This is a genomic window from Mycobacterium sp. TH-M116, assembly GCF_057473685.1.
The window spans coordinates 1-20,062 of record NZ_JBYCLC010000419.1; the positions used below are offsets into that span (position 1 = coordinate 1).

Annotated in this window: 20 protein-coding genes and 1 pseudogene; 12 read left to right on the forward strand and 9 right to left on the reverse strand. The window is 66.6% G+C overall.

Annotated elements, in window-relative coordinates; genetic code table 11:
* Positions 1–258: 258 nt before the first annotated feature.
* Positions 259–330: pseudogene (locus tag AC2VOK_RS21300) on the forward strand (MmpS family transport accessory protein); the annotation flags it as partial.
* Between the two features lie 155 nt (positions 331–485).
* On the opposite strand, the gene AC2VOK_RS21305 reads toward AC2VOK_RS21300, so the two are convergent.
* From AC2VOK_RS21305 to AC2VOK_RS21325, 5 genes are all read right to left on the reverse strand, one after another.
* Positions 486–1,763 carry a phosphatidylserine decarboxylase family protein gene (locus tag AC2VOK_RS21305; RefSeq protein ID WP_428902220.1) on the reverse strand — a complete coding sequence of 426 codons (1,278 nt, stop codon included), beginning with the start codon at positions 1,761–1,763 and terminating at the stop codon, positions 486–488.
* A 91-nt stretch (positions 1,764–1,854) separates the two neighbouring features.
* A complete protein-coding gene (locus AC2VOK_RS21310) occupies positions 1,855–2,316 on the reverse strand; it encodes a DUF5078 domain-containing protein (RefSeq protein ID WP_428902221.1) in 462 nt (153 codons plus the stop codon).
* A 79-nt stretch (positions 2,317–2,395) separates the two neighbouring features.
* Positions 2,396–3,319, reverse strand: a complete 924-nt coding sequence (locus tag AC2VOK_RS21315; RefSeq protein WP_428902222.1) for a crotonase/enoyl-CoA hydratase family protein — start codon at positions 3,317–3,319, stop codon at positions 2,396–2,398.
* 11 nt (positions 3,320–3,330) lie between these two features.
* Positions 3,331–3,642, reverse strand: a complete 312-nt coding sequence (locus AC2VOK_RS21320) for a hypothetical protein (protein ID WP_428902223.1) — start codon at positions 3,640–3,642, stop codon at positions 3,331–3,333.
* Between the two features lie 10 nt (positions 3,643–3,652).
* Positions 3,653–5,740 (reverse strand): prolyl oligopeptidase family serine peptidase, encoded by a 2,088-nt coding sequence (locus tag AC2VOK_RS21325; protein ID WP_428902224.1) that lies wholly within the window; start codon positions 5,738–5,740, stop codon positions 3,653–3,655.
* A 67-nt stretch (positions 5,741–5,807) separates the two neighbouring features.
* Here AC2VOK_RS21325 and exaC point away from each other — a divergent pair, with 67 nt between their 5' ends.
* Genes exaC through AC2VOK_RS21355 form a run of 6 tightly spaced genes read left to right on the forward strand, consistent with a single transcriptional unit; the run spans position 5,808 to position 10,386 of the window.
* Positions 5,808–7,331, forward strand: a complete 1,524-nt coding sequence (exaC, locus tag AC2VOK_RS21330) for an acetaldehyde dehydrogenase ExaC (RefSeq protein ID WP_428902225.1) — start codon at positions 5,808–5,810, stop codon at positions 7,329–7,331.
* The gene (locus AC2VOK_RS21335) at positions 7,331–7,831 is read left to right on the forward strand and encodes a DUF779 domain-containing protein (RefSeq protein ID WP_428902226.1); all 501 of its coding nucleotides are present in this window, start codon (positions 7,331–7,333) and stop codon (positions 7,829–7,831) included. Before exaC ends, AC2VOK_RS21335 begins: the two co-directional genes overlap by 1 nt.
* Positions 7,832–7,841: 10 nt before the next feature.
* Positions 7,842–8,120 carry a putative holin gene (locus AC2VOK_RS21340; protein WP_428902227.1) on the forward strand — a complete coding sequence of 93 codons (279 nt, stop codon included), beginning with the start codon at positions 7,842–7,844 and terminating at the stop codon, positions 8,118–8,120.
* On the forward strand, positions 8,113–8,658 hold the full coding sequence (locus tag AC2VOK_RS21345) for a hypothetical protein (protein ID WP_428902228.1): 546 nt from the start codon (positions 8,113–8,115) through the stop codon (positions 8,656–8,658). The genes AC2VOK_RS21340 and AC2VOK_RS21345 overlap by 8 nt, the downstream gene beginning before the upstream one ends.
* 32 nt (positions 8,659–8,690) lie before the next feature.
* Complete coding sequence (lpdA, locus tag AC2VOK_RS21350; protein ID WP_428902229.1) at positions 8,691–10,097, forward strand: dihydrolipoyl dehydrogenase; 1,407 nt, start codon at positions 8,691–8,693, stop codon at positions 10,095–10,097.
* A gap of 13 nt (positions 10,098–10,110) precedes the next feature.
* Positions 10,111–10,386, forward strand: coding sequence for a hypothetical protein (locus AC2VOK_RS21355; protein ID WP_428902230.1), 276 nt, complete (start codon positions 10,111–10,113; stop codon positions 10,384–10,386).
* A gap of 3 nt (positions 10,387–10,389) precedes the next feature.
* On the opposite strand, the gene AC2VOK_RS21360 is transcribed toward AC2VOK_RS21355, so the two are convergent.
* Positions 10,390–10,959, reverse strand: coding sequence for a carboxymuconolactone decarboxylase family protein (locus tag AC2VOK_RS21360; protein ID WP_428902231.1), 570 nt, complete (start codon positions 10,957–10,959; stop codon positions 10,390–10,392).
* Entirely contained in the window at positions 10,956–12,371 is a 1,416-nt protein-coding gene (ramB, locus tag AC2VOK_RS21365; RefSeq protein WP_428902232.1) for an acetate metabolism transcriptional regulator RamB, read from the reverse strand. The genes AC2VOK_RS21360 and ramB overlap by 4 nt, the downstream gene beginning before the upstream one ends.
* A gap of 155 nt (positions 12,372–12,526) precedes the next feature.
* On the opposite strand from ramB, the gene AC2VOK_RS21370 reads away from it, so the two are divergent.
* The 4 genes from AC2VOK_RS21370 (at position 12,527) to AC2VOK_RS21385 (ending at position 16,773) form a co-directional block, all read left to right on the forward strand.
* On the forward strand, positions 12,527–13,324 hold the full coding sequence (locus AC2VOK_RS21370) for an acyl-ACP thioesterase domain-containing protein (protein WP_428902233.1): 798 nt from the start codon (positions 12,527–12,529) through the stop codon (positions 13,322–13,324).
* 278 nt (positions 13,325–13,602) lie between these two features.
* Positions 13,603–14,886 (forward strand): isocitrate lyase, encoded by a 1,284-nt coding sequence (gene aceA / locus AC2VOK_RS21375; RefSeq protein ID WP_428902234.1) that lies wholly within the window; start codon positions 13,603–13,605, stop codon positions 14,884–14,886.
* Between the two features lie 90 nt (positions 14,887–14,976).
* Complete coding sequence (locus AC2VOK_RS21380) at positions 14,977–15,840, forward strand: 3-hydroxybutyryl-CoA dehydrogenase (protein ID WP_428902235.1); 864 nt, start codon at positions 14,977–14,979, stop codon at positions 15,838–15,840.
* A gap of 69 nt (positions 15,841–15,909) precedes the next feature.
* The gene (locus AC2VOK_RS21385) at positions 15,910–16,773 is read left to right on the forward strand and encodes a cyclopropane mycolic acid synthase family methyltransferase (protein ID WP_428902236.1); all 864 of its coding nucleotides are present in this window, start codon (positions 15,910–15,912) and stop codon (positions 16,771–16,773) included.
* 46 nt (positions 16,774–16,819) lie between these two features.
* On the opposite strand, the gene AC2VOK_RS21390 is transcribed toward AC2VOK_RS21385, so the two are convergent.
* Both AC2VOK_RS21390 and AC2VOK_RS21395 read right to left on the reverse strand, forming a co-directional pair.
* Positions 16,820–17,683, reverse strand: coding sequence for a cyclopropane mycolic acid synthase family methyltransferase (locus AC2VOK_RS21390; protein WP_428902238.1), 864 nt, complete (start codon positions 17,681–17,683; stop codon positions 16,820–16,822).
* Between the two features lie 200 nt (positions 17,684–17,883).
* Positions 17,884–18,585, reverse strand: a complete 702-nt coding sequence (locus AC2VOK_RS21395) for a TetR/AcrR family transcriptional regulator (RefSeq protein WP_428902239.1) — start codon at positions 18,583–18,585, stop codon at positions 17,884–17,886.
* Positions 18,586–18,752: 167 nt separating this feature from the next.
* Between AC2VOK_RS21395 and AC2VOK_RS21400 the strand changes: the two genes are divergently transcribed.
* Positions 18,753–20,062, forward strand: a 1,310-nt coding sequence (locus AC2VOK_RS21400) for a DUF445 domain-containing protein (protein ID WP_428902237.1), incomplete at its 3' end; no start/stop codon positions are given.

Below are 20,062 nucleotides of genomic sequence, written 5' to 3' on the forward strand. Positions count from 1 at the left end.
CGCCGCCCGCCCGAGCATGGTCAGCTACGGATCACCGGGTCGTGCCGGCCGCCCCCGGCCCCGGCTGTGTCGTCGCTGCGTTCCGGACACCCGAGCCGACGGCGGTGCGGCTGGTACGCAACCAAGGCTTGCCTAAGTAAATCACGGTGCCGTACCCGGGGTCGGACGGTTGGCCCCTTCCTGTCCGTCCCTGAAGTGTAAGGCATATCACGTGCGTAACGGCAAGCCCGAGTGGCGCCCGAAGGTCGACAAGTCACGGTGAGCGTCAACGCGGTCGCGCAGGGGGACAGCGACGAAATCGGCCGGCGAATCATCGTGAATGACGTCGTCAAGCACGAAGCGGCGACCGCCGGGATGAACGCCCAGGCGTTCTGCATAGTGAAATCGGCATCGCCGCGTCGACGGACTACGCGATCTTCGTCTTCGGGCGCTGTCAGCCGGCGCGTTCACGGGGTGAGGACCGCGACAAGGCGTACTTTCCCGCTCTATTGAGCGGGCGCGACGGCGAGTTTCGAATTCACCAGAATCGTCGGCGCTGTGCCGTATTCGGACTGGGGAATGGCCGAGACGTTGAAGTCGTCGATCGCGCCGGGGCGGAACACCAGGCAGTGCGTCGAACCGCCGAACTGGAAATAGCCGAGTTCCTCACCCTTGTCCACGTGGTAACCGGGCTTGATGTTCTCGCCGATCAGTGTGGAGGACACCTCGCCGATGCCGACCGCCACCAGCGCCATCAGCCCGATGACTGGGTTGTCGGCCTCGATGAGCAGAATCGCGCGCGCCGAGACATGCGCCATGTAGGACTGCGAGTCCGGTGGATTGAGGGCGTCCCACCTCTTGGAGACGGTCTCCGAGAAGTACGTGCCCGGCTGGACGAACGCCCGCACGATCGTCCCGGCCACGGGGCTGTGCCAGTGGTGGTACTTCATCGCCGAGAGGTACGCCTGGTACACCGTTCCGCCGACGAACTGGTCGGCCGACTCGTCGTTGGCCAGCATGTCGCGCAGCGAATACGGCTGACGCTTGATCCAGAACTGGTCCCGGCGCGCAATATTCGTCGCGATGCGGTACGGCGTCGACTCGCAGGCACTGACGATCACGCTGTCGTCGCCCGGCGCGGCGACGGGCCGCTGGCCGTCCTTCAGGCGACGGGTGAAGAAGTCGTTCCAGGATTTGAAGCCCCAGTGCTCGTCGTCGGGGTCGTGGACGAACTGATCCATGCCGATCGTGCTGCAGGCCTCCCGGGACTTCCAGCCCGTCGGGGAATCGTTGAGCACGTACAGCGAATCGGGGCTGTCGAGGAACTCGCACCAGGCGCCGAGGATCTTCTTGACCATCTCGTTGATCCGCGGATCGCGGAACGCGGCGACACCCGCCGGGGTGGTCGTTGTCCAGTCGAGGACGGCGCTGAGCGGAATGATCACCGCGTCGTCGCCGAACTCCGGGGCGATCGTGAGCACCCCGTTGATCAGTCGCAGCATCTGGTCCACGTCGTGCACGTGGCGCTTGCGGTAGTTCTTCGTGCGCGGCACCTGGGCGATCATCTCGTTGACGTACATGTTCACCACAGGGTCGTGGTCGATCAGCTGTTTGAATTCTTTGAGCACCGGGTGCAGCTCGTTCTGCTCGCCCACGAGCTCGACCCGGTTGCGGTGGCCGCTGAGCCACGACTCCAGTGCATCGTGGTTCTCCGGCAACCAGCCGGCCCGGCGACGTACATCCAGGTTGACACTCACATCGACATCATCGGCGTTGACAGTCATGCCGGTGAGCCTTCCCCTGTGCGCTGCGGGTCAAACCCGTCGCCGCGGCGAAGGCCGGAAGGGGTGGACGTCGACCCGTTTCGGTGGACTCTCAGCCCCAGTCCCACACCGACATGTCGCCGCGAGGGTAGTTGTTGCACACGTCAGTGGCTTTCGCAACGACGCCTTTGTTGTTGAAGAACAGTTTCATGTGGTTGCGCCAGCCCCACCACAGCGGGTCGATCTGGTCGTAGAAGTGCTCGGAGTATTCCCTGCGCCCGGCCGGGTTCATGCCGAAGAACCAGTGCACCTTGTCCTGGGTGGCCTGCGCGTACTGCTGGTGGTTGTTGTAGTCGATCATGTAGCGCTCGTAGTACACCGGACTGGTGTCCCTGGCGGCCGCCATGTACTGCTCGGCGTCGCAGGTGGTGGCGATCATCCGGCGGGGGATCGGGAAGTCGTCCGTGGAGTCGGCGCCGGCGGTGTTCGGGAACACTGCGACGGCCAGAACCGATGCGAGGCCGACAATGACGGAAACGACGCCCGCACGCAGGCCAGAACTCAGCCGAGACATGGTTGTTACCGTAGCACTGTCGGAGGGCCGTGCGCAGGGCCCTCCGACATATTCGCCGTTTTTGTAGTCAGTCTCACTATCACTCGCCATCAGCGACGATGATGTGCGTCGGATCGGGCCGGAGCTCCGGGGGGGCCTGACTGTAATCCCCGAACGGGCCGTCGCGGCGCTCGACGGCCGCCCGCACCCCCTCCGTCTCGGCGATGCGGATGAATTCGAGCGCCTCTGGGGTGTTGCGCATCAGCCCGTCGAGGATGCCGCCCAGCATCTGGGTGGAAGCCAGGCCCATGTTCTCGTAGGCCTGGTTGACGATCAGCTTCTGCGCCTGCAACTGCGACAGCGGGATGGCGGCCAACTCGGCGGCGATCTCGGCGACGCGGGCCTCGAGGCGATCGAACGGCACCGCTTCGTTGATCAGCTCGACCTGGGCGGCCTGGGCCCCGGTCAGCGGGCGGCCCGTCAGCGAGTGCCACTTCACCCTGGCCAGGCTCAACCGGTACAGCCACATCCCGGTCAGGTAGGCCCCCCACATCCGGCTGTACGGGGTGCCGATCACCGCGTCGTTGCTGGCGATGACGATGTCGGCGCACAGCGCGTAGTCACTGGCCCCGCCGACGCACCAGCCGTGGACCTGCGCGATCACCGGTTTGGAGGCCCGCCAGATGGCCATGAACTTACTTGTGGGCCCGGTCGCGCGCGCGGTCACCATCGCGAAGTCCTTGCCCGGATCCCACGCGCCGGCCGTCGTCATCGCTTCGCCCCAGTGCTGGAAGCCCCCGCCGAAGTCGTAGCCGCCGGAAAAGGCCCGTCCCGCTCCGCGCAGGACGATGACCTTGACGCCGGGGTCGCGCTCGGCCAGGCCGATGGCGGCCTCGATCTCGTCAGGCATCGGCGGGACGATGGTGTTCAGCTGTTCGGGGCGGTTCAGCGTGATGGTGGCCACGGGGCCCGACGTGGTGTACAGCAGGGTCTCGAACCCGGGTGCCGGATTGCCAGGTTTCATAGCTCGGCAGCCTACGGATCCGGCTGGCGATTCTCCGGCGTCGAGGCGTAGATCCGGCCGCCGACCTTGAGATAGGGCGTACTGAGGTAGGCCGAGAAGACCACGATGGCCACGAAGACCGACGCCGCGAGGATGCCGTTCGGCCAGATCTTGCCCACCCCGATCGCAAAACAGATGATGCCGGTGATCGAGGTCGTCCAGTAGTACCGTCGGGCCGCCCGGCGGTGGGTGATGTAGCGGAACCGCGCCTGCGTTGCCCCGGCCGCGATGCCGATCAGGCCGGTCACCAGCAGCGTGAGTTCGACGCGTTCGACAGCTGACACGTCCACGATCCTAGGGGCGTGGCCGGGCGTGTGTGCGCACACCGGACCTGACGGGCAGCGTCCGGTGCAGGAACGAATAGCTCAGCGCCGCCTTGAACGCCAGTTGCTCGTTGTCGGCCGCCCCGGCGTGTCCGCCTTCGATGTTCTCGTAGTAGGAGACCGTGTGCCCGGCCGCCTCGAGGGCCGCCGTCATCTTGCGGGCGTGGCCGGGGTGGACGCGGTCGTCGCGCGTGGACGTGGTGATCAACACCGGCGGATAGCGCCGTGACGCCGAAATATTCTGGTAGGGCGAGTATTCGGAGATGAACTTCCAGTCGTCGGGATCGTCCGGGTCGCCGTACTCGGCCATCCACGAGGCGCCGGCCAGCAACAGGTGGTAGCGCTTCATGTCCAGCAGCGGCACATCGCAGACCAGGGCGCCGAACTTCTCCGGGTACGTGGTCAGCATGATGCCCATCAGCAGCCCGCCGTTGCTGCCCCCGCGCGCGCCGAGCTGCTCCACCGTCGTGATGCCGCGCGCCACCAGATCGGTTGCCACCGCGGCGAAGTCCTCGGCCACCTTGTGCCTGCCCTCGCGCATCGCCTGGGTATGCCAGCCGGGTCCGTACTCGCCGCCGCCGCGGATGTTCGCCAGCACGTAGGTGCCGCCGCGGCCCAGCCACAACCGGCCCAGCACGCCGTTGTAGGACGGCGTATTGGCGGTCTCGAATCCTCCGTAACCGTAGAGCAGTGTCGGGCCCGGGCCGGGGGCGCCCGCCGGTCGCACGACGAAGTACGGGACGGCGGTACCGTCCGCAGAAGTGGCGAAATGCTGTGCGATCGAAAAGTTCGCCGCGTCGAAAAATGTCGGCGCCGACTTGATCTCGTCGAGTCGCCCCGCGCCGGTGCCGCGCATCAACCGGGACGGAGTGAGGAATCCGCTGGAATCCAGGAAGAATTCGTCACCGTGTTCGTCGGCGGCGGCGATCACGGCGTTGGTGGCGGCCGGGATGCCGGCCACGGGCTCGCGCCGCCAGGTGCCCCGTGACGATCGCGAGGGCGGCGTGACGATCTCGACGCGGCTGGCCACGTCGGCCAGCGTGACGATCAGCAGGCGGTCTCGGGTCCAGGCGTAGTGATGCAGGGCGGTGTGAGCGTCGGGCTCGAACACCACGCGCAACTGCGCTGTGCCGGAGATGAATTGCTCGTAGTCGGCGGCCAGCAGCGACCCCGTGCGGTAGGTCGCCGTGCCGTGGTGCCAGTCGCTGCGCAGTTCGATCAGCAGCCACTGCCGGTGGATCGAGACGCTCGCGTCGGTCGGCGCGTCGATGCGGATCAGCTCGGAGTCGTCGGGGGAGCCGCGCAGTTCGTAGATCTCCTCGTTCCAGAAGTCGACTGCCCGCCCCAGCAGGGTGCGCTCGAAACCCGGGGTGCGGTCCACCGAGGCGGAGACGCGCACGTCGGTGGGCGCGCCCTCGAACACGGTTTCCGCGTCGGTCAGCGGTGTGCCCCGGCGCCACCGCTTGACCACCCGCGGGTAGCCCGACTCGGTGAGCGAGCCGGCGCCGAAGTCGGTGCCCACCAGTACGGTATCGGGGTCTTCCCACGCGATCTGGGACTTGGCCTGTGCCAGCTGGAATCCATCCGCGACGAATTGCCTTGTGGTCATGTCGAATTCACGGACAATAGACGCATCCGAGCCGCCGCGGGACATGCCGATCAGCGCGCGCGTGTACTCGGGCTCGATGACGCCGGCGCCCGCCCACACCCACTTCTCGTTGTCGGCTCGGCCCAATTCGTCCAAGTCGATCAGCACGTCCCACTCGGGGGAGTCGGAGCGGTAGCTGTCCAGGGTGGTGCGCCGCCACAGCCCGCGCGGGTTGGCGGCGTCGCGCCAGAAGTTGTACAGGTACTCGCCGCGGCGCACCACGTAGGGGATGCGCGAGTCGGTGTCGAGCACCTCGAGGGCCTCGGTGCGCATCCGCTCGAAGCCGGCGTCCCGCAATTCCGCCAGTGTGGTTGCGTTACGTGCGCGCACCCAGTCCAGTGCCTCGTCGCCGGTGATGTCCTCGAGCCACAGATACGGGTCGGCGCCGGCCGTGGAAGCCTCAGATGTCATGGCAGACATTGTGGCCCCGGCGGTACTGTGAGGTGTGTTACAGCGGTGAGAACGAGGAGCCGAGCAGATGACTGTTTTTGCACGTCCGGGTACGGCCGGGGCGTTGATGTCGTATGAGTCCCGGTACGGGAACTTCATCGGGGGGCAGTGGGTCGCACCGGTGGGTGGCCGGTACTTCGAGAACCCGACGCCGGTGACCGGCCAGACCTTCTGCGAAGTGGCCCGCTCCGGCGAGGCCGACATCGACAAGGCGCTCGACGCCGCGCACGCGGCGGCTCCGGCCTGGGGTAAGACCGCGCCGGCCGCCCGGGCGGGGATCCTGAACGCGATCGCCGACCGGATGGAGGAGAACAAGCTCGCGCTGGCGGTCGCCGAGGTCTGGGACAACGGCAAGCCGATCCGCGAGGCCATCAGCGCCGACATCCCGCTGGCAGCCGACCATTTCCGGTACTTCGCCGCGGCGTTGCGCGCCCAGGAGGGCTCGCTGAGCCAGATCGACTCCGACACCGTCGCCTACCACTTCCACGAGCCGCTCGGGGTGGTGGGGCAGATCATCCCGTGGAACTTCCCGATTCTGATGGCCGCCTGGAAGCTGGCGCCCGCCCTGGCGGCCGGCAATGCGGTGGTGCTCAAGCCCGCCGAGCAGACCCCGGCGTCGGTGCTGTACCTGATGTCGCTGATCGGCGACCTGCTGCCGGCGGGGGTGCTCAACGTCGTCAACGGATTCGGCGCCGAAGCCGGCAAGCCGCTGGCGTCGAGCAACCGCATCGCCAAGATCGCGTTCACGGGCGAAACCACCACCGGGCGACTGATCATGCAGTACGCCAGCCAGAACCTGATCCCGGTCACCCTCGAACTCGGCGGCAAGAGCCCCAACATCTTCTTCTCCGACGTGATGGCGGCGCACGACAACTTCTGCGACAAGGCGCTGGAAGGGTTCACCATGTTCGCCCTCAACCAGGGCGAGGTGTGCACCTGCCCGTCGCGCAGCCTGATCCAGTCCGACATCTACGACGAGTTCCTCGAGCTGGCCGCCATCCGGGCCAAGGCCGTGCGGCAGGGCGATCCGCTCGACTCCGAGACGATGCTGGGCTCCCAGGCCTCCAACGATCAGCTGGAGAAGATCCTGTCCTACATCGAGATCGGCAAAGAGGAAGGCGCGAAGGTCCTGTGCGGCGGCGAGCGCGCCGAACTCGGGGGCGACCTCTCCGGCGGTTACTACATGCAGCCGACGATCTTCTCCGGCAACAACGCGATGCGGGTCTTCCAGGAGGAGATCTTCGGCCCGGTGGTGACGGTGACGTCGTTCGACGACTACGACGACGCGATGGCGATCGCCAACGACACTCTCTACGGTCTGGGCGCGGGTGTGTGGAGCCGCGACGGGAACACCGCCTACCGGGCCGGCCGCGACATCCAGGCCGGGCGGGTGTGGGTGAACTGCTACCACGTGTATCCCCCGCACGCCGCGTTCGGCGGCTACAAGCAGTCCGGTTTCGGGCGCGAGTGCCACAAGATGGCGCTCGAGCACTACCAGCAGACCAAGAACATGCTGGTGTCCTACTCCGACAAGGCGCTCGGTTTCTTCTGATGGACTCGGGTCCCCCGGCGGGGGCCGTCATCACCGCCCCCGCTGCCGAGTTGCTCGCGCGACTGGCCGAACGCCACGGTCCGCTGATGTTCCATCAGTCCGGCGGCTGCTGCGACGGGTCGTCGCCGATGTGCTACCCGCTCGGGGACTTCCTCGTCGGCGACCGCGACGTGTTGCTCGGGGTGCTCGACGTCGGCGACGGGGTGCCCGTGTGGATCTCGGGCCCGCAGTACGAGGTGTGGAAGCACACCCAGCTGGTCATCGACGTCGTACCGGGCCGCGGTGGCGGATTCAGCCTGGAGGCCCCCGAAGGGGTGCGGTTCCTGTCCCGCGGCCGCGTCTTCACCGACGAGGAGCAGGCCCGGCTGCGCGCCGCAACCGTCGTCACCGGCGCCGCCTACGAGCGCGGGGAACGCCCGTTGGCGCGGGGCGAGGCGGTGGTCCCCGACACCGGGGCCGCCCCGGGAACGTGTCCTCCCCCCGCCCGGCAATCGCAGTAATCTCGTCACCGTGATCCCGCTTCCGCGTCCCTGGCTGCTGGCGAGCGCCATGCTGGCCGGGTGCGCGGCCGGACTGCTGGGCGCCGTCGCCTTCACCTCGGTGGCCCACGCCGGTATCCGCCCGGACGTCGCGATCGCGCTGGTGGTCGGGATTCCGACCGTGGCCGGGTTGCTGACGATCCTGTTCTCCGGTCGCCGCTGGGTCACGACGCTGGGCGCGTTCGTCCTGGGACTCGGGCCGGGATGGTTCGGTGTGCTCGTCGCGCTGCGGGTGGTCGCCGGTGGCTGAGGATCACGACCCCGAGTCGGGCCCGGGGACCGCGGCGTTCGTGCCGGACTTCTCGGACGAGGAGCACACCGGCACCCAGTCCTGGGTGCCGGATTTCTCCGACGACACCGGCTCGCAGCCGGTACCGGTGGTCACCGGCCCCGAGGCGCCCGAGGCGCCGGCGGAGCGCGAGCCGACCGGCGCACCGGTGCCGCCGGTCACTGTCCCCGGTCGCTATCTCTACCTGAAGTGGTGGAAGCTGGCGCTGGTGATCGCCGGCGTGTGGTGCGCGGCGGCGCCGGTGGGGCTGGGCCTGTTCTCGTGGTGGTACCACACGATCGACAAGTCGCTGCCGGTGTTCGTGGTCCTGATCTACGTCGTAGTCTGCGCCGTGGGCGCCGTGATGCTGGCGATGACCGAAGGGCGGCCCCTGATCTCGGCGCTGTCGGTGGCGGTGATGTCGGGGCCGTTGGCCTCTGTTGCCGCCGCCGCGCCGCTCTACGGTTTCCTCTACTGCCAGCAGACGGGCCACTGCCTGGTCGGGATCATTCCGTATTAACGGCCGGCCCGGCCGCCCACTAGGGTGGGCTCGTGACTTCTCACTATGACGTCGTCGTCCTGGGAGCGGGCCCCGGCGGATATGTCGCCGCCATTCGCGCCGCCCAGCTCGGCCTGAACACGGCTATCGTCGAACCGAAGTACTGGGGCGGGGTCTGCCTCAACGTCGGCTGCATCCCGTCCAAGGCGCTGCTGCGCAACGCCGAGCTGGCCCACATCTTCACCAAGGAGGCCACAACCTTCGGCATCGGAGGTGAGGCGACCTTCGACTACGGGATCGCCCATGACCGCAGCCGCAAGGTGGCCGAGGGCCGCGTCGCCGGCGTGCACTTCCTGATGAAGAAGAACAAGATCACCGAGATCCACGGGTACGGCAGGTTCACCGACGCCAACACCGTGTCGGTCGAGTTGAACGAGGGCGGCAATCAGGACGTCACGTTCGACAACGCGATCATCGCGACCGGCAGCAGCACCCGGCTGGTGCCGGGCACGTCGCTGTCGGCCAACGTGGTCACCTATGAGGAGCAGATCCTGTCCCGGGAGCTGCCGCAGTCGATCATCATCGCCGGAGCCGGGGCGATCGGCATGGAGTTCGGCTACGTGCTGCGCAATTACGGGGTCGACGTGACCATCGTGGAGTTCTTGCCGCGCGCGCTGCCCCACGAGGACGCCGAGGTGTCCAAGGAGATCGAGAAGCAGTTCAAGAAGCTGGGCGTCACGATCCGCACCGGCACCAAGGTCGAGTCGATCGCCGACCCCGGATCCGGTGGCTCGCAGGTCACCGTGACGGTCAGCAAGGACGGCAAGTCCGAGGAGCTCAGGGCCGCAAAGGTGTTGCAGGCCATCGGATTTGCGCCCAACGTCGAGGGCTACGGTTTGGAGAGGGCCGGCGTGGCGCTGAACGAACACCGGGGTATCGGCATCGACGAGTACATGCGCACCAGCGTGCCCCACATCTACGCCATCGGCGACGTGACCGCCTTCCTGATGCTGGCGCACGTCGCCGAGGCCATGGGGGTGGTGGCGGCCGAAACCATCGCCGGCGCCGAGACTCTGCCGCTCGGGGACTGCCGCATGTTGCCCCGCGCGACGTTCTGCCAGCCGCAGGTGGCCAGTTTCGGGCTCACCGAGGAGCAGGCCCGCGACGAGGGGTACGACGTCCAGGTCGCCAAGTTCCCGTTCACCGCGAACGGCAAGGCGCACGGTCTGGGCGACCCCAGCGGTTTCGTCAAGCTGGTCGCCGATGCCACCCACGGCGAGCTGCTGGGCGGGCACCTGATCGGCCACGACGTGTCCGAGCTGCTTCCTGAGCTGACGCTGGCGCAGAAGTGGGACCTGACGGCCCATGAGCTGGCCCGCAACGTGCACACCCACCCGACCATGTCCGAGGCGCTGCAGGAGTGCTTCCACGGCCTGACCGGTCACATGATCAACTTCTGATGGCCGCGGTGTGATGATCCGCGCTGACACCATCCTCGGTGCCGTCGGCGGCGTGGCCGCCGGTTACGTCCTGTGGCTGGTGGCTTTTTCGATCGGCAACGACACCACCACGGTGAGCCGGTGGGCTCCGATGGTGCTGCTGGCGGCCCTCGTGCTCGGCGTCGGCGCCGCGGCCTGGGGCTGGTGGCTGCGTCGGCGCCGCCGCCACGCCTGGGCGGCGTTCGCAGCCGGGCTGCCGCTACTGCCCGTGGTCCTGACCGTGGCGGTGGTGGCCGACACCTACCTGTAGCGCCTACCTGTGGCGCGGGTTGTCCAGCGGAATGCAAAGCGTGGTTATCGTCGCGGCCAGCCCGTCGTATTGGCTTGCCAACAAACAGAATTCGATCAACTGTCGCCGATCGAGGTGGCATGCCAGCTGTTCCCAGGTCGCGTCGGTCAGCATGCGGTCGCCCAGGAACTCGTCAGTGGCCCGCAACAGCGCGACCTGCCGGGCGCTCAGCGTGGCGGCGTCGTCGGAGGTCTGCGGCCAGGCGAAGATCGCGGCCTGGGTGTTTGCGTCCAGCCCCGCCGCGCGACCCATCCAGCGGTGGTGCTGTAGCTCGTACTCGCACCCGCGCACGTGCCCGACCCGCAGGATCACCACTTCGGCATCGGCCCGCGGCAGTCGCCCCCGCAGCAGGGCGCCTGAGAAGGGCATCCAGAACCACAACAGCCGCTTGTGTTGGCCCAGCGTGGTGAACAGGTGCATCTGCGGCGCCCGGACCGCTCGCGCCATCACCCTGGCCGCAACCCAGTTGACCAGCCCCAGCTCGCGCAGCTTCGTCGTCGAGGGAATGCGGCCCGGCCCCGCCGCCTCGCTCACGGCTGCTGCACCAGATAAGGGGACACGGTGCTGCGGTGCTCGTCGAGATCGAGCGCGCGCCCCAACGCCGGGAACGCCCGCTGCGGGCAGTTGTCGCGCTCGCAGACACGGCACCCCGCGCCGATCGGCGTGGCGATCTCACCCGACAAGTCGAGTCCTTCCGAGTAGACGAGCCGGTGGGCGTGGCGGAGTTCGCAGCCCAGCCCGATAGCGAAGGTCTTACCGGGCTGACCGTACCGCGCAGCGCGGCGCTCCACGGTGCGGGCCACCCACATGTAGTTGCGCCCGTCGGGCATCTGGGCGATCTGCACCAGGATCTTGCCGGGGTTGGCAAACGTCTCGTAGACGTTCCACAACGGGCAGGTGCCGCCGCTGGAGGAGAAATGAAAACCGGTGGCGGACTGGCGTTTCGACATATTGCCCGCCCTGTCCACCCGGATGAACGAGAACGGGACGCCGCGCATCGACGGCCTTTGCAGCGTCGAGAGCCGGTGCGCGATGGTCTCGTAGCTCACCGCGTAGAACGCTGACAGCCGCTCGACGTCGTAGCGAAAATTCTCGGCGACGTCGTGGAACTGGCGGTACGGCAGCACCGCGGCTGCGGCGAAGTAGTTGGCCAGCCCCAGCCGGGCCAGGGTGTGCGACTCGTCGCTGGTGAATTTACCGTCGGTGACCAGGTTGTCGATCAGGTCGCCGTACTCCAGGTAGGCCAGCTCGGCGGCCATCTTGAACACCTGTTGGCCCGAGGAGAGGTGAGTGCTGATCTCCAGCGTCTTGGTTTCCGGGTCGTAGCGGTGCAGCACGGTGTCGCCGAGGTCGATGCGACGGTTGATGTGCACTCCGTGCACCTCGGTGAGGCGGCGGTTCAGCTCGCGGGCCAGGTCGCCGTGGTGCAGCCGCATCTGGATCGTGAGGTCTTCGGCGGCGGTGTCCAGTTCGTGCAGGTAGTTCTGGCGTTGGTAGAAGTAGTCGCGCACCTCTTCGTGGGGCATGGTGATCGACCCGGTGCCGCTGCCGTCGAAGAATCGCTCCTCGGTGGCGGCGGCCAGCTGTGCAGTGGTGATCCGGTAGCGCCGGTGCAGGTTGACCACGGCGCGGGCCAGGGCGGGATGGTCGCTGACCAACTCCGCGACCTCGGTGGCGTCGACGTCGACGTCGAGGTCGCGGTCCATCGTCACCTCACGCAACTCGGCCACCAGCCGGGTGTCGTCCTGCGAGGCGAAAAAGGTCGCGTCCACCCCGAACACCTCGGTGATCCGCAGCAACACCGCTACTGTCAGCGGGCGGACGTCGTGCTCGATCTGGTTGAGGTAGCTCGGTGAGATCTCCAGCGTCTGAGCCAGCGCGGCTTGGGAGAACCCGCGTTCGTTGCGTAGCTGGCGAACGCGGGAGCCCACGAACGTCTTCGACACGCCAGCGAGCGTACCCGTCATGCGAAGGCCGGGTTCGCAGAGTTGGCAGGCGGATACGGCTTCGTCACAATTGATATTCGAGTGACGTCATTGGCATGATTCGCCTCGGGCCCGGCGTCAAGCTTGGGTGCCGACACGAGTACGGGAGCGACGCCGTGAGCCTGGATAAGAGAATGATGCCGGTCCCGGACGGCCACCCCGACGTGTTCGACCGCGAATGGCCGCTGCGGGTGGGCGACATCGACCGCACCGGCCGGCTGCGGGTGGACGCGGCCGCCCGCCACGCCCAGGACATCGGGCAGGACCAGCTGCGCGAGATGGGGTTCGAGCAGACCCATCCGCTGTGGATCGTCCGCCGCACCATGGTTGACCTGATCCGCCCGATCGAATTCCAGGACATGCTGCGCCTGCGCCGGTGGTGTTCGGGCACCTCCAACCGGTGGTGCGAGATGCGGGTGCGCATCGACGGGAAGCGCGGTGGCGGCCTGATCGAGTCCGAGGCGTTCTGGATCAACATCAACCGGGACACGCAGATGCCCTCGCGCATCGCCGACGATTTCATGGACCAGCTGCGCAAGACGACCGACGTCGACCGGCTGCGCTGGAAGGCTTATCTGCGGCCCGGTAGTCGCGAGGATGCGTTCGAGATCCACGAATTCCCGCTGCGCGTCACCGACATCGACCTGTTCGACCACATGAACAACTCGGTCTACTGGAGTGTGATCGAGGACTACCTCGCCTCGCACGCCGAACTGCTGGCCGGCCCGCTGCGGGCGACGATCGAACACGAGGCGCCGGTGGCGCTGGGGGACAAGCTCGAGATCATCTCGCACGTGCACCCGGCCGGCTCGACCGATCGGTTCGGCGCCGAGTTGGCCGACCGTGCTGTTACGACGCTCACATATGCGGTCGGCGACGAGACGAAAGCCGTCGCCGCGCTCTTCGCGCTCTGACCCGGCGCCGCACCGCGGGCGTCGCCGCCGAACAACGCGTGACCTGCGGCTTTACCGTTACGGGCGGGCGGCTTCTGAAACGGTTAAGTTTTCGAGGGGCTTCGCAAGATTTGCAAAATCGGCGGAAGTCGTAGCCGAAATTGGCAAATGAAATGGGTGGACGCCGCGCCGAAGGCTGTGCCATCGTCGGGTTAGCACATCAGCGAAGTCGGGCCCGTAGCTACGCCACCAGGCGACACCGGCCTTGGCGATCAAAGTTTGTTAAGGAGTCGAGCCCAATGTCTGTCGTTGGCACCCCGAAGAGCGCCGAGAAGATCCAGCAGGACTGGGACACCAACCCCCGCTGGACGGACGTGACCCGTACCTACACCGCCGCCGACGTCGTCGCGCTGCAGGGCACGGTGGTCGAGGAGAACACGCTGGCGCGCCGCGGCGCAGAGGTGTTGTGGGACGAGCTGCACGACCTGGAATGGATCAATGCGCTGGGCGCCCTCACCGGAAATCAGGCTGTGCAGCAGGTGCGCGCCGGGTTGAAAGCCATCTATCTGTCTGGCTGGCAGGTCGCCGGCGACGCCAACCTGTCGGGTCACACCTACCCCGACCAGAGCCTCTATCCGGCCAACTCGGTGCCGCAGGTGGTCCGCCGGATCAACAACGCGCTGCTGCGCGCCGACCAGATTGCCAAGGTTGAGGGCGACACCTCGGTGCACAACTGGCTGGCCCCGATCGTCGCCGACGGCGAGGCCGGCTTCGGTGGTGCGCTCAACGTGTTCGAGTTACAGAAGGCCATGATCGCCGCCGGTGCCGCGGGCACCCACTGGGAGGATCAGCTGGCCTCGGAGAAAAAGTGCGGCCACCTGGGCGGCAAGGTCCTGATTCCGACACAGCAGCACATCCGTACGCTGACCTCGGCGCGACTCGCCGCCGATGTGTGCGACGTCCCGACCGTCGTCATCGCCCGCACGGACGCCGAGGCGGCCACGCTGATCACCTCGGACGTCGACGAGCGCGACCGCCCGTTCATCACCGGCGAGCGCACCCGCGAGGGCTTCTACCGCACCCGCAACGGCATCGAGCCCTGCATCGCGCGGGCCAAGTCCTACGCTCCGTACGCTGACTTGATCTGGATGGAGACCGGGACCCCCGACCTCGAGGTGGCGCGGAAATTCTCCGAGTCGGTCAAGAATGAGTTTCCCGACCAGATGCTGGCCTACAACTGCTCGCCGTCGTTCAACTGGCGCAAGCACCTCGACGACAGCACCATCGCGAAGTTCCAAAAAGAGCTGGCTGCAATGGGATTCAAGTTCCAGTTCATCACGTTGGCCGGGTTCCATGCGCTGAACTACTCGATGTTCGACCTGGCCTACGGCTACGCCCGCAACCAGATGAGTGCTTACGTCGAGCTGCAGGAACGCGAGTTCGCCGCCGAGGAGCGGGGCTACACCGCGACCAAGCACCAGCGCGAGGTCGGTGCCGGTTACTTCGACCGCATCGCCACCACGGTCGACCCGAACTCCTCGACGACTGCGTTGACCGGTTCCACCGAAGAGGGCCAGTTCTGATTCCACGCCGAGCAGACGCAAAAGCACCCTGCAGCCCCGGCAAATGGGGGCCTTTGCGTCTGCTCGCCGGGAACGTGTGGGGAGAAACGTGTGAGTGACGCAGCGATCCAGCGGGTAGGTGTGGTCGGGGCCGGCCAGATGGGATCCGGTATCGCCGAGGTCTCGGTTCGTGCCGGTGTCGACGTGACGGTGTTCGAGACCACCGAGGCTTTGATCGCCGCGGGCCGTAACCGCATTGTGAAGTCGCTCGAACGCGGCGTCAGCGCGGGCAAGGTGACCGAACGGGAGCGCGACCGCGCGCTCGGCAAGCTCACCTTCACCACCGACCTGACGGACCTGGCGGACCGCCAGCTGGTCATCGAGGCCATCGTCGAGGACGAGGCCGTCAAGGCGAAGGTCTTCGCCGAACTGGACCGGGTCATCACCGACCCGGACGCGGTGCTGGCGTCCAACACCTCCAGCATCCCGATCATGAAGATCGCGGCGGCGACCACGAACCCGCAGCGCGTACTGGGCCTGCACTTCTTCAATCCCGTCCCGGTGCTGCCGCTGGTCGAGCTCGTCTGCACGCTGGTCACCGACGAAGCCGCCGCCGCCCGCACCGAGGAGTTCGCCGGGGCGGTGCTGGGCAAGCAGGTGGTGCGCTGTTCGGATCGTTCGGGTTTCGTCGTCAACGCCCTGCTGGTGCCGTATTTGCTGTCGGCGATCCGGATGGTGGAGGGCGGCTTTGCCACGGTGGAGGACGTCGACAAGGCCGTGGTTGCCGGGCTGTCGCATCCGATGGGCCCGCTGCGGTTGTCCGACCTCGTCGGCCTGGACACTCTCAAACTGATCGCGGACAAGCTGTTCGACGAATTCAAGGAGCCGCAGTACGGGCCACCGCCGTTGCTGCTGCGCATGGTGGAGGCGGGTCGGCTCGGCAAGAAATCTGGCCGGGGTTTCTACACGTACTGATCGTGTATGACAGCCTCACGCTGATCGGATACTATTCACCCGTTAGTGATCGGGAGGTTCACCAAGAGCATGACAGCGTTGCGGCCGTACTACGAAGAGTCACAATCAATCTACGATGTCTCCGATGAGTTTTTCGCGTTGTTTTTAGACCCGACCATGGGTTATACCTGCGCGTATTTCGAGCGCGACGACATGAACCTCGAAGAGGCGCAAAACGCGAAGTTCGACTTGGCGCTGGGCAAGTTGAACCTCGAACCCGGGATGACCCTGCTCGACATCGGGTGCGGCTGGGGCGGCGCGCTGCAGCGGGCGGTCGAGAAATTCGACGTCAACGTCATCGGAATCACGTTGAGCCGCAACCAGTTCGAGTACAGTAAGAAGCGGCTTGCCGGCATCCCGACGACACGTAAGACCGAGGTGCGGTTGCAGGGCTGGGAAGAATTCGACGACAAGGTCGACCGGATCGTGAGCATCGGCGCGTTCGAGGCGTTCAAAGCGGATCGCTGGCCCGCATTCTTCGAACGCGCCCACAGCATCCTGCCCGACGACGGCGGCCGGATGCTGCTGCACACGATTCTGACGTATCAATGGCAACAGATGCCCGCGCTCGGCATCACCTTGACGATGAACGACATCCGGTTCGCGCGGTTCATCGGTACCGAGATCTTCCCGGGTGGGCAGTTGCCGACGCAGGAGGACATCGTCAAGTTCTCCGAACCCGCCGGGTTCTCCTTGGAAAAAGTGCAACTTTTGCGCGAGCATTACGAGCGGACGCTCAGCATCTGGGCGGCCAACCTGGCGGCCAACAAGGACAAGGCCATCGCCATCCAGTCCCAAGAAGTCTACGACCGGTACATGAAGTACCTGACCGGGTGTGAGAATTTCTTCCGCAAAGGCATCAGCAACGTCGGGCAGTTCACTCTGGTGAAGTGACCGACGCCCCGAGGCACCGCTCGCGAGCCGTCGGGGGACCGCGCAATTACGTTTCCATGGTGAACTGGTCTACGTCGATATAGCCTTGGCGGAACAACTTGGCGCAGCCGGTCAGATACTTCATGTACCGGTCGTAGACCTTCTCCGGCTGGATCGCCAGGGCCCGGTGACGGTTGGCCGCCAAGTTCTCCGCCCACATGGTGAGGGTCCTCGCGTAATGCGGCTGTAGCGACTGGATCCGACTCACCGTGAAACCTGCGGCCGTGGCGTGTTCCTCGACGACGGGGACGGTCGGCAGCCAGCCGCCGGGAAAGATCTCGGCGAGGATGAACTGGCTGAAGTGCACGACCTCGCGGGTCAGATTCAAGCCCTTCGCCCGGGCGTCCCTGAAATTGGGACGCACGATGCTGTGCAGCAGCATCAGGCCGTCGGACGGCAGCACCTGGTGGGCCATCGTGAAGAAACGACCGTAGCGCGCCCGGCCGAAGTGCTCGAACGCACCGATCGAGACGATTCGATCGACGGGTTCGTCGAACTTCTCCCACCCTTCCAGCAACACCCGCCGGGAACGGGTGGTGTCCATGTGGTCGAAAGCATTCTGGACGTGCTGGGCCTGGTTTTCCGACAGTGTCAGACCCACCACGTTGACGTCGTACTTCTCGATGGCCCGCCGCATGGTGGCGCCCCAGCCGCAGCCGATGTCGAGCAGCGTCATACCAGGCTGGAGCTTGAGCTTGCCCAGCGACAGGTCGATCTTGGCGAGCTGGGCTTCCTCCAGCGTCATGTCGTCGCGCTCGAAGTAGGCGCAGCTGTAGGTCTGGGTGGGGTCCAGAAACAACCGAAAGAAGTCGTCGGACAGGTCGTAATGGGCTTGAACGTTCCTGAAGTGCGGCGTGAGTTGCACGGACATAACGCAATGGGCCTTTCTGCGTTCCTGAGGCGAGGCCGCTGACACATGGAGCTGCCCCATCACCCCCAACGCGTCCCCTGCATGCTAGCCGCTCGCTTGGCTCAAGTCCTTTTCTGCTGGGTAGGTCGCACGAGCTCGCGGCGGTCCCGAGGGCACCAGCGCGCATCGGCGTGGCCGGTCTTCATCCGGACATGGCCGTTTCAGTCCCCGGGCGGCGGGACGATCGGCGTGGGGTGCGGCTCCTCCCGGAACTTCTCCAGCGACCCGCCGACTTCGACGATGCCGCGTAGCGCGCTCCAACTCAGCATCGTCAGGTAGTCGACCAGTTCGTCGCTGCTCATCCGCGGGTCCGACATCCAGGAATGGGTGGCCAGCTGGACCCCGCCGACGATCAGGTACGCCCACGGCTCCACGCCGCCGGTGTCTATTCCGGCCTCGAGCATGCGGCGGCGCATCAGCACGGCGATCATGCGCGCGATGATCCGTTCGGAGTCGGCGATCACCTTGCTCTTGCTGGCCGAGCTGTTTGCCATGACGAACCGGTACGGCTCCGGTTCGGATGCCACCGTGTCGACGTACACCCGGATGACCTCGCGGGTCAGGTCGATGCCGTCCAGATCCGAGGAAAGGGCCGCCGCCATGTTGGGGATCAGGGTCGTCTGCGCAAAGCGCATCATCACCGCCGTCGTCAGGTCGTTCTTGTCGACGAAGTAGCGGTACAGCACGGTCTTGGATACCCCGATCTCCGCGGCGATCTCGTCCATGCTCACGAAACGGCCCTGGCGGCGGATCGCGTCGATTGTTCCGTCCACCAACTCGTTGCGACGCTCAACCTTGTGCTGGTGCCAACGACGCTTTCGGCCATCGGTCTTGACGGTCCCGGCCGGGAGGTGCTCAGCCACTGTCACGAATTCCCATTCACTAGACGCGCTCGATACTACGGGGCACCAGGCCCGTGCGGCGCAAACTCCCCGCACGTCCGCGGGGCCGCCCCGGCGGTGTTGCCAAAGCGAGCGGTAGCGGCCACGGCGCGGGAATATGCGGACGCTGATCCGGTGGTGCATGGATGATGGTGTGGTGGCTCACGGATGCTGGCGCAGTGTCGCATAGGGCCTCGGGTCGGGCCGGTACACCGGGCTCGCTGTGGGCGCGGCCGGCTGCGATCGCGCCGCCGACGGGGCCCCGGCAACCCCCTGCGTCGTTGGCCGAGTCGTTTGCCGGGGCGGATCCGGAGGCTGATGCCGAGCGGCGGGTGGGTCTTCGCCGGATGAAACTGGTGGCGCTGAGCTTCCTGGTCGGTGCCACCGGCGTGTTCCTCGCCTGCCGGTGGGTGCAGGCGCAAGGGGGTGCGGCCGCCTGGGTCGGCTACGTCAGCGCGGGCGCTGAGGCCGGCATGGTGGGCGCTCTGGCCGACTGGTTCGCCGTCACTGCGCTGTTCAAGCACCCACTGGGCATTCCCATTCCGCACACGGCGATCATCAAGCGCAAGAAGGACCAGCTCGGCGAGGGCCTGGGAACGTTCGTGCGGGAGAACTTCCTGTCGCCGTCGGTTGTCGAGGTCAAGTTGCGTGACGCGCAGGTGCCGGCCCGGCTGGGTAAGTGGCTCTCGGAGGCGCCACACGCCGAGCGGGTGGCCGGCGAGACCGCGACGGTGCTGCGGGTGCTCGTGGAGCTGCTACGCGACGACGACGTCCAGCAGGTGATCGACCGAATGATCGTGCGCCGCATCGGGGAGCCGCAATGGGGTCCCCCGGTCGGGCGGGTGCTGGGGACGCTGCTGGCCGAGAACCGGCAGGAGGCGTTGATCCAGCTGCTGGCCGACCGGGCTTTTCAGTGGTCGCTGAACGCCGGGGAGGTCATTGCGCGGGTGATCGAGCGTGATTCGCCGAGCTGGTCCCCGCGATTCGTCGATCAGATCGTCGGCGACCGCATTCACCGCGAACTGATGGATTTCACCGACAAGGTGCGCCGCAACCCCGACCATGAATTGCGCCGCTCGGGCACCCGATTTCTCTTCGAGTTCGCCGAGGACCTGCAGCACGACCCGGACACCATCGCGCGCGCCGACGCCGTCAAGGAGCAACTGATGGCGCGCGAGGAGATCGGCAAGGCCGCGGCGACCGCGTGGCGGACGCTCAAGCGGCTGGTGCTCGAAGGCGTCGACGACCCGTCCAGCACCTTGCGCTCACGCATCGCCGACACGGTCGCGCGCGTCGGCGAATCGTTGTGCGACGACGCCGACCTGCGCGACAAGGTCGACGATTGGCTCGTCAGGGCGGCGCAACACCTGGTCACGCAGTACGGGCTGGAGATCACCGCGATCATCACCGAGACGATCGAGCGCTGGAATGCCGACGAGGCCAGCCGGCGCATCGAGTT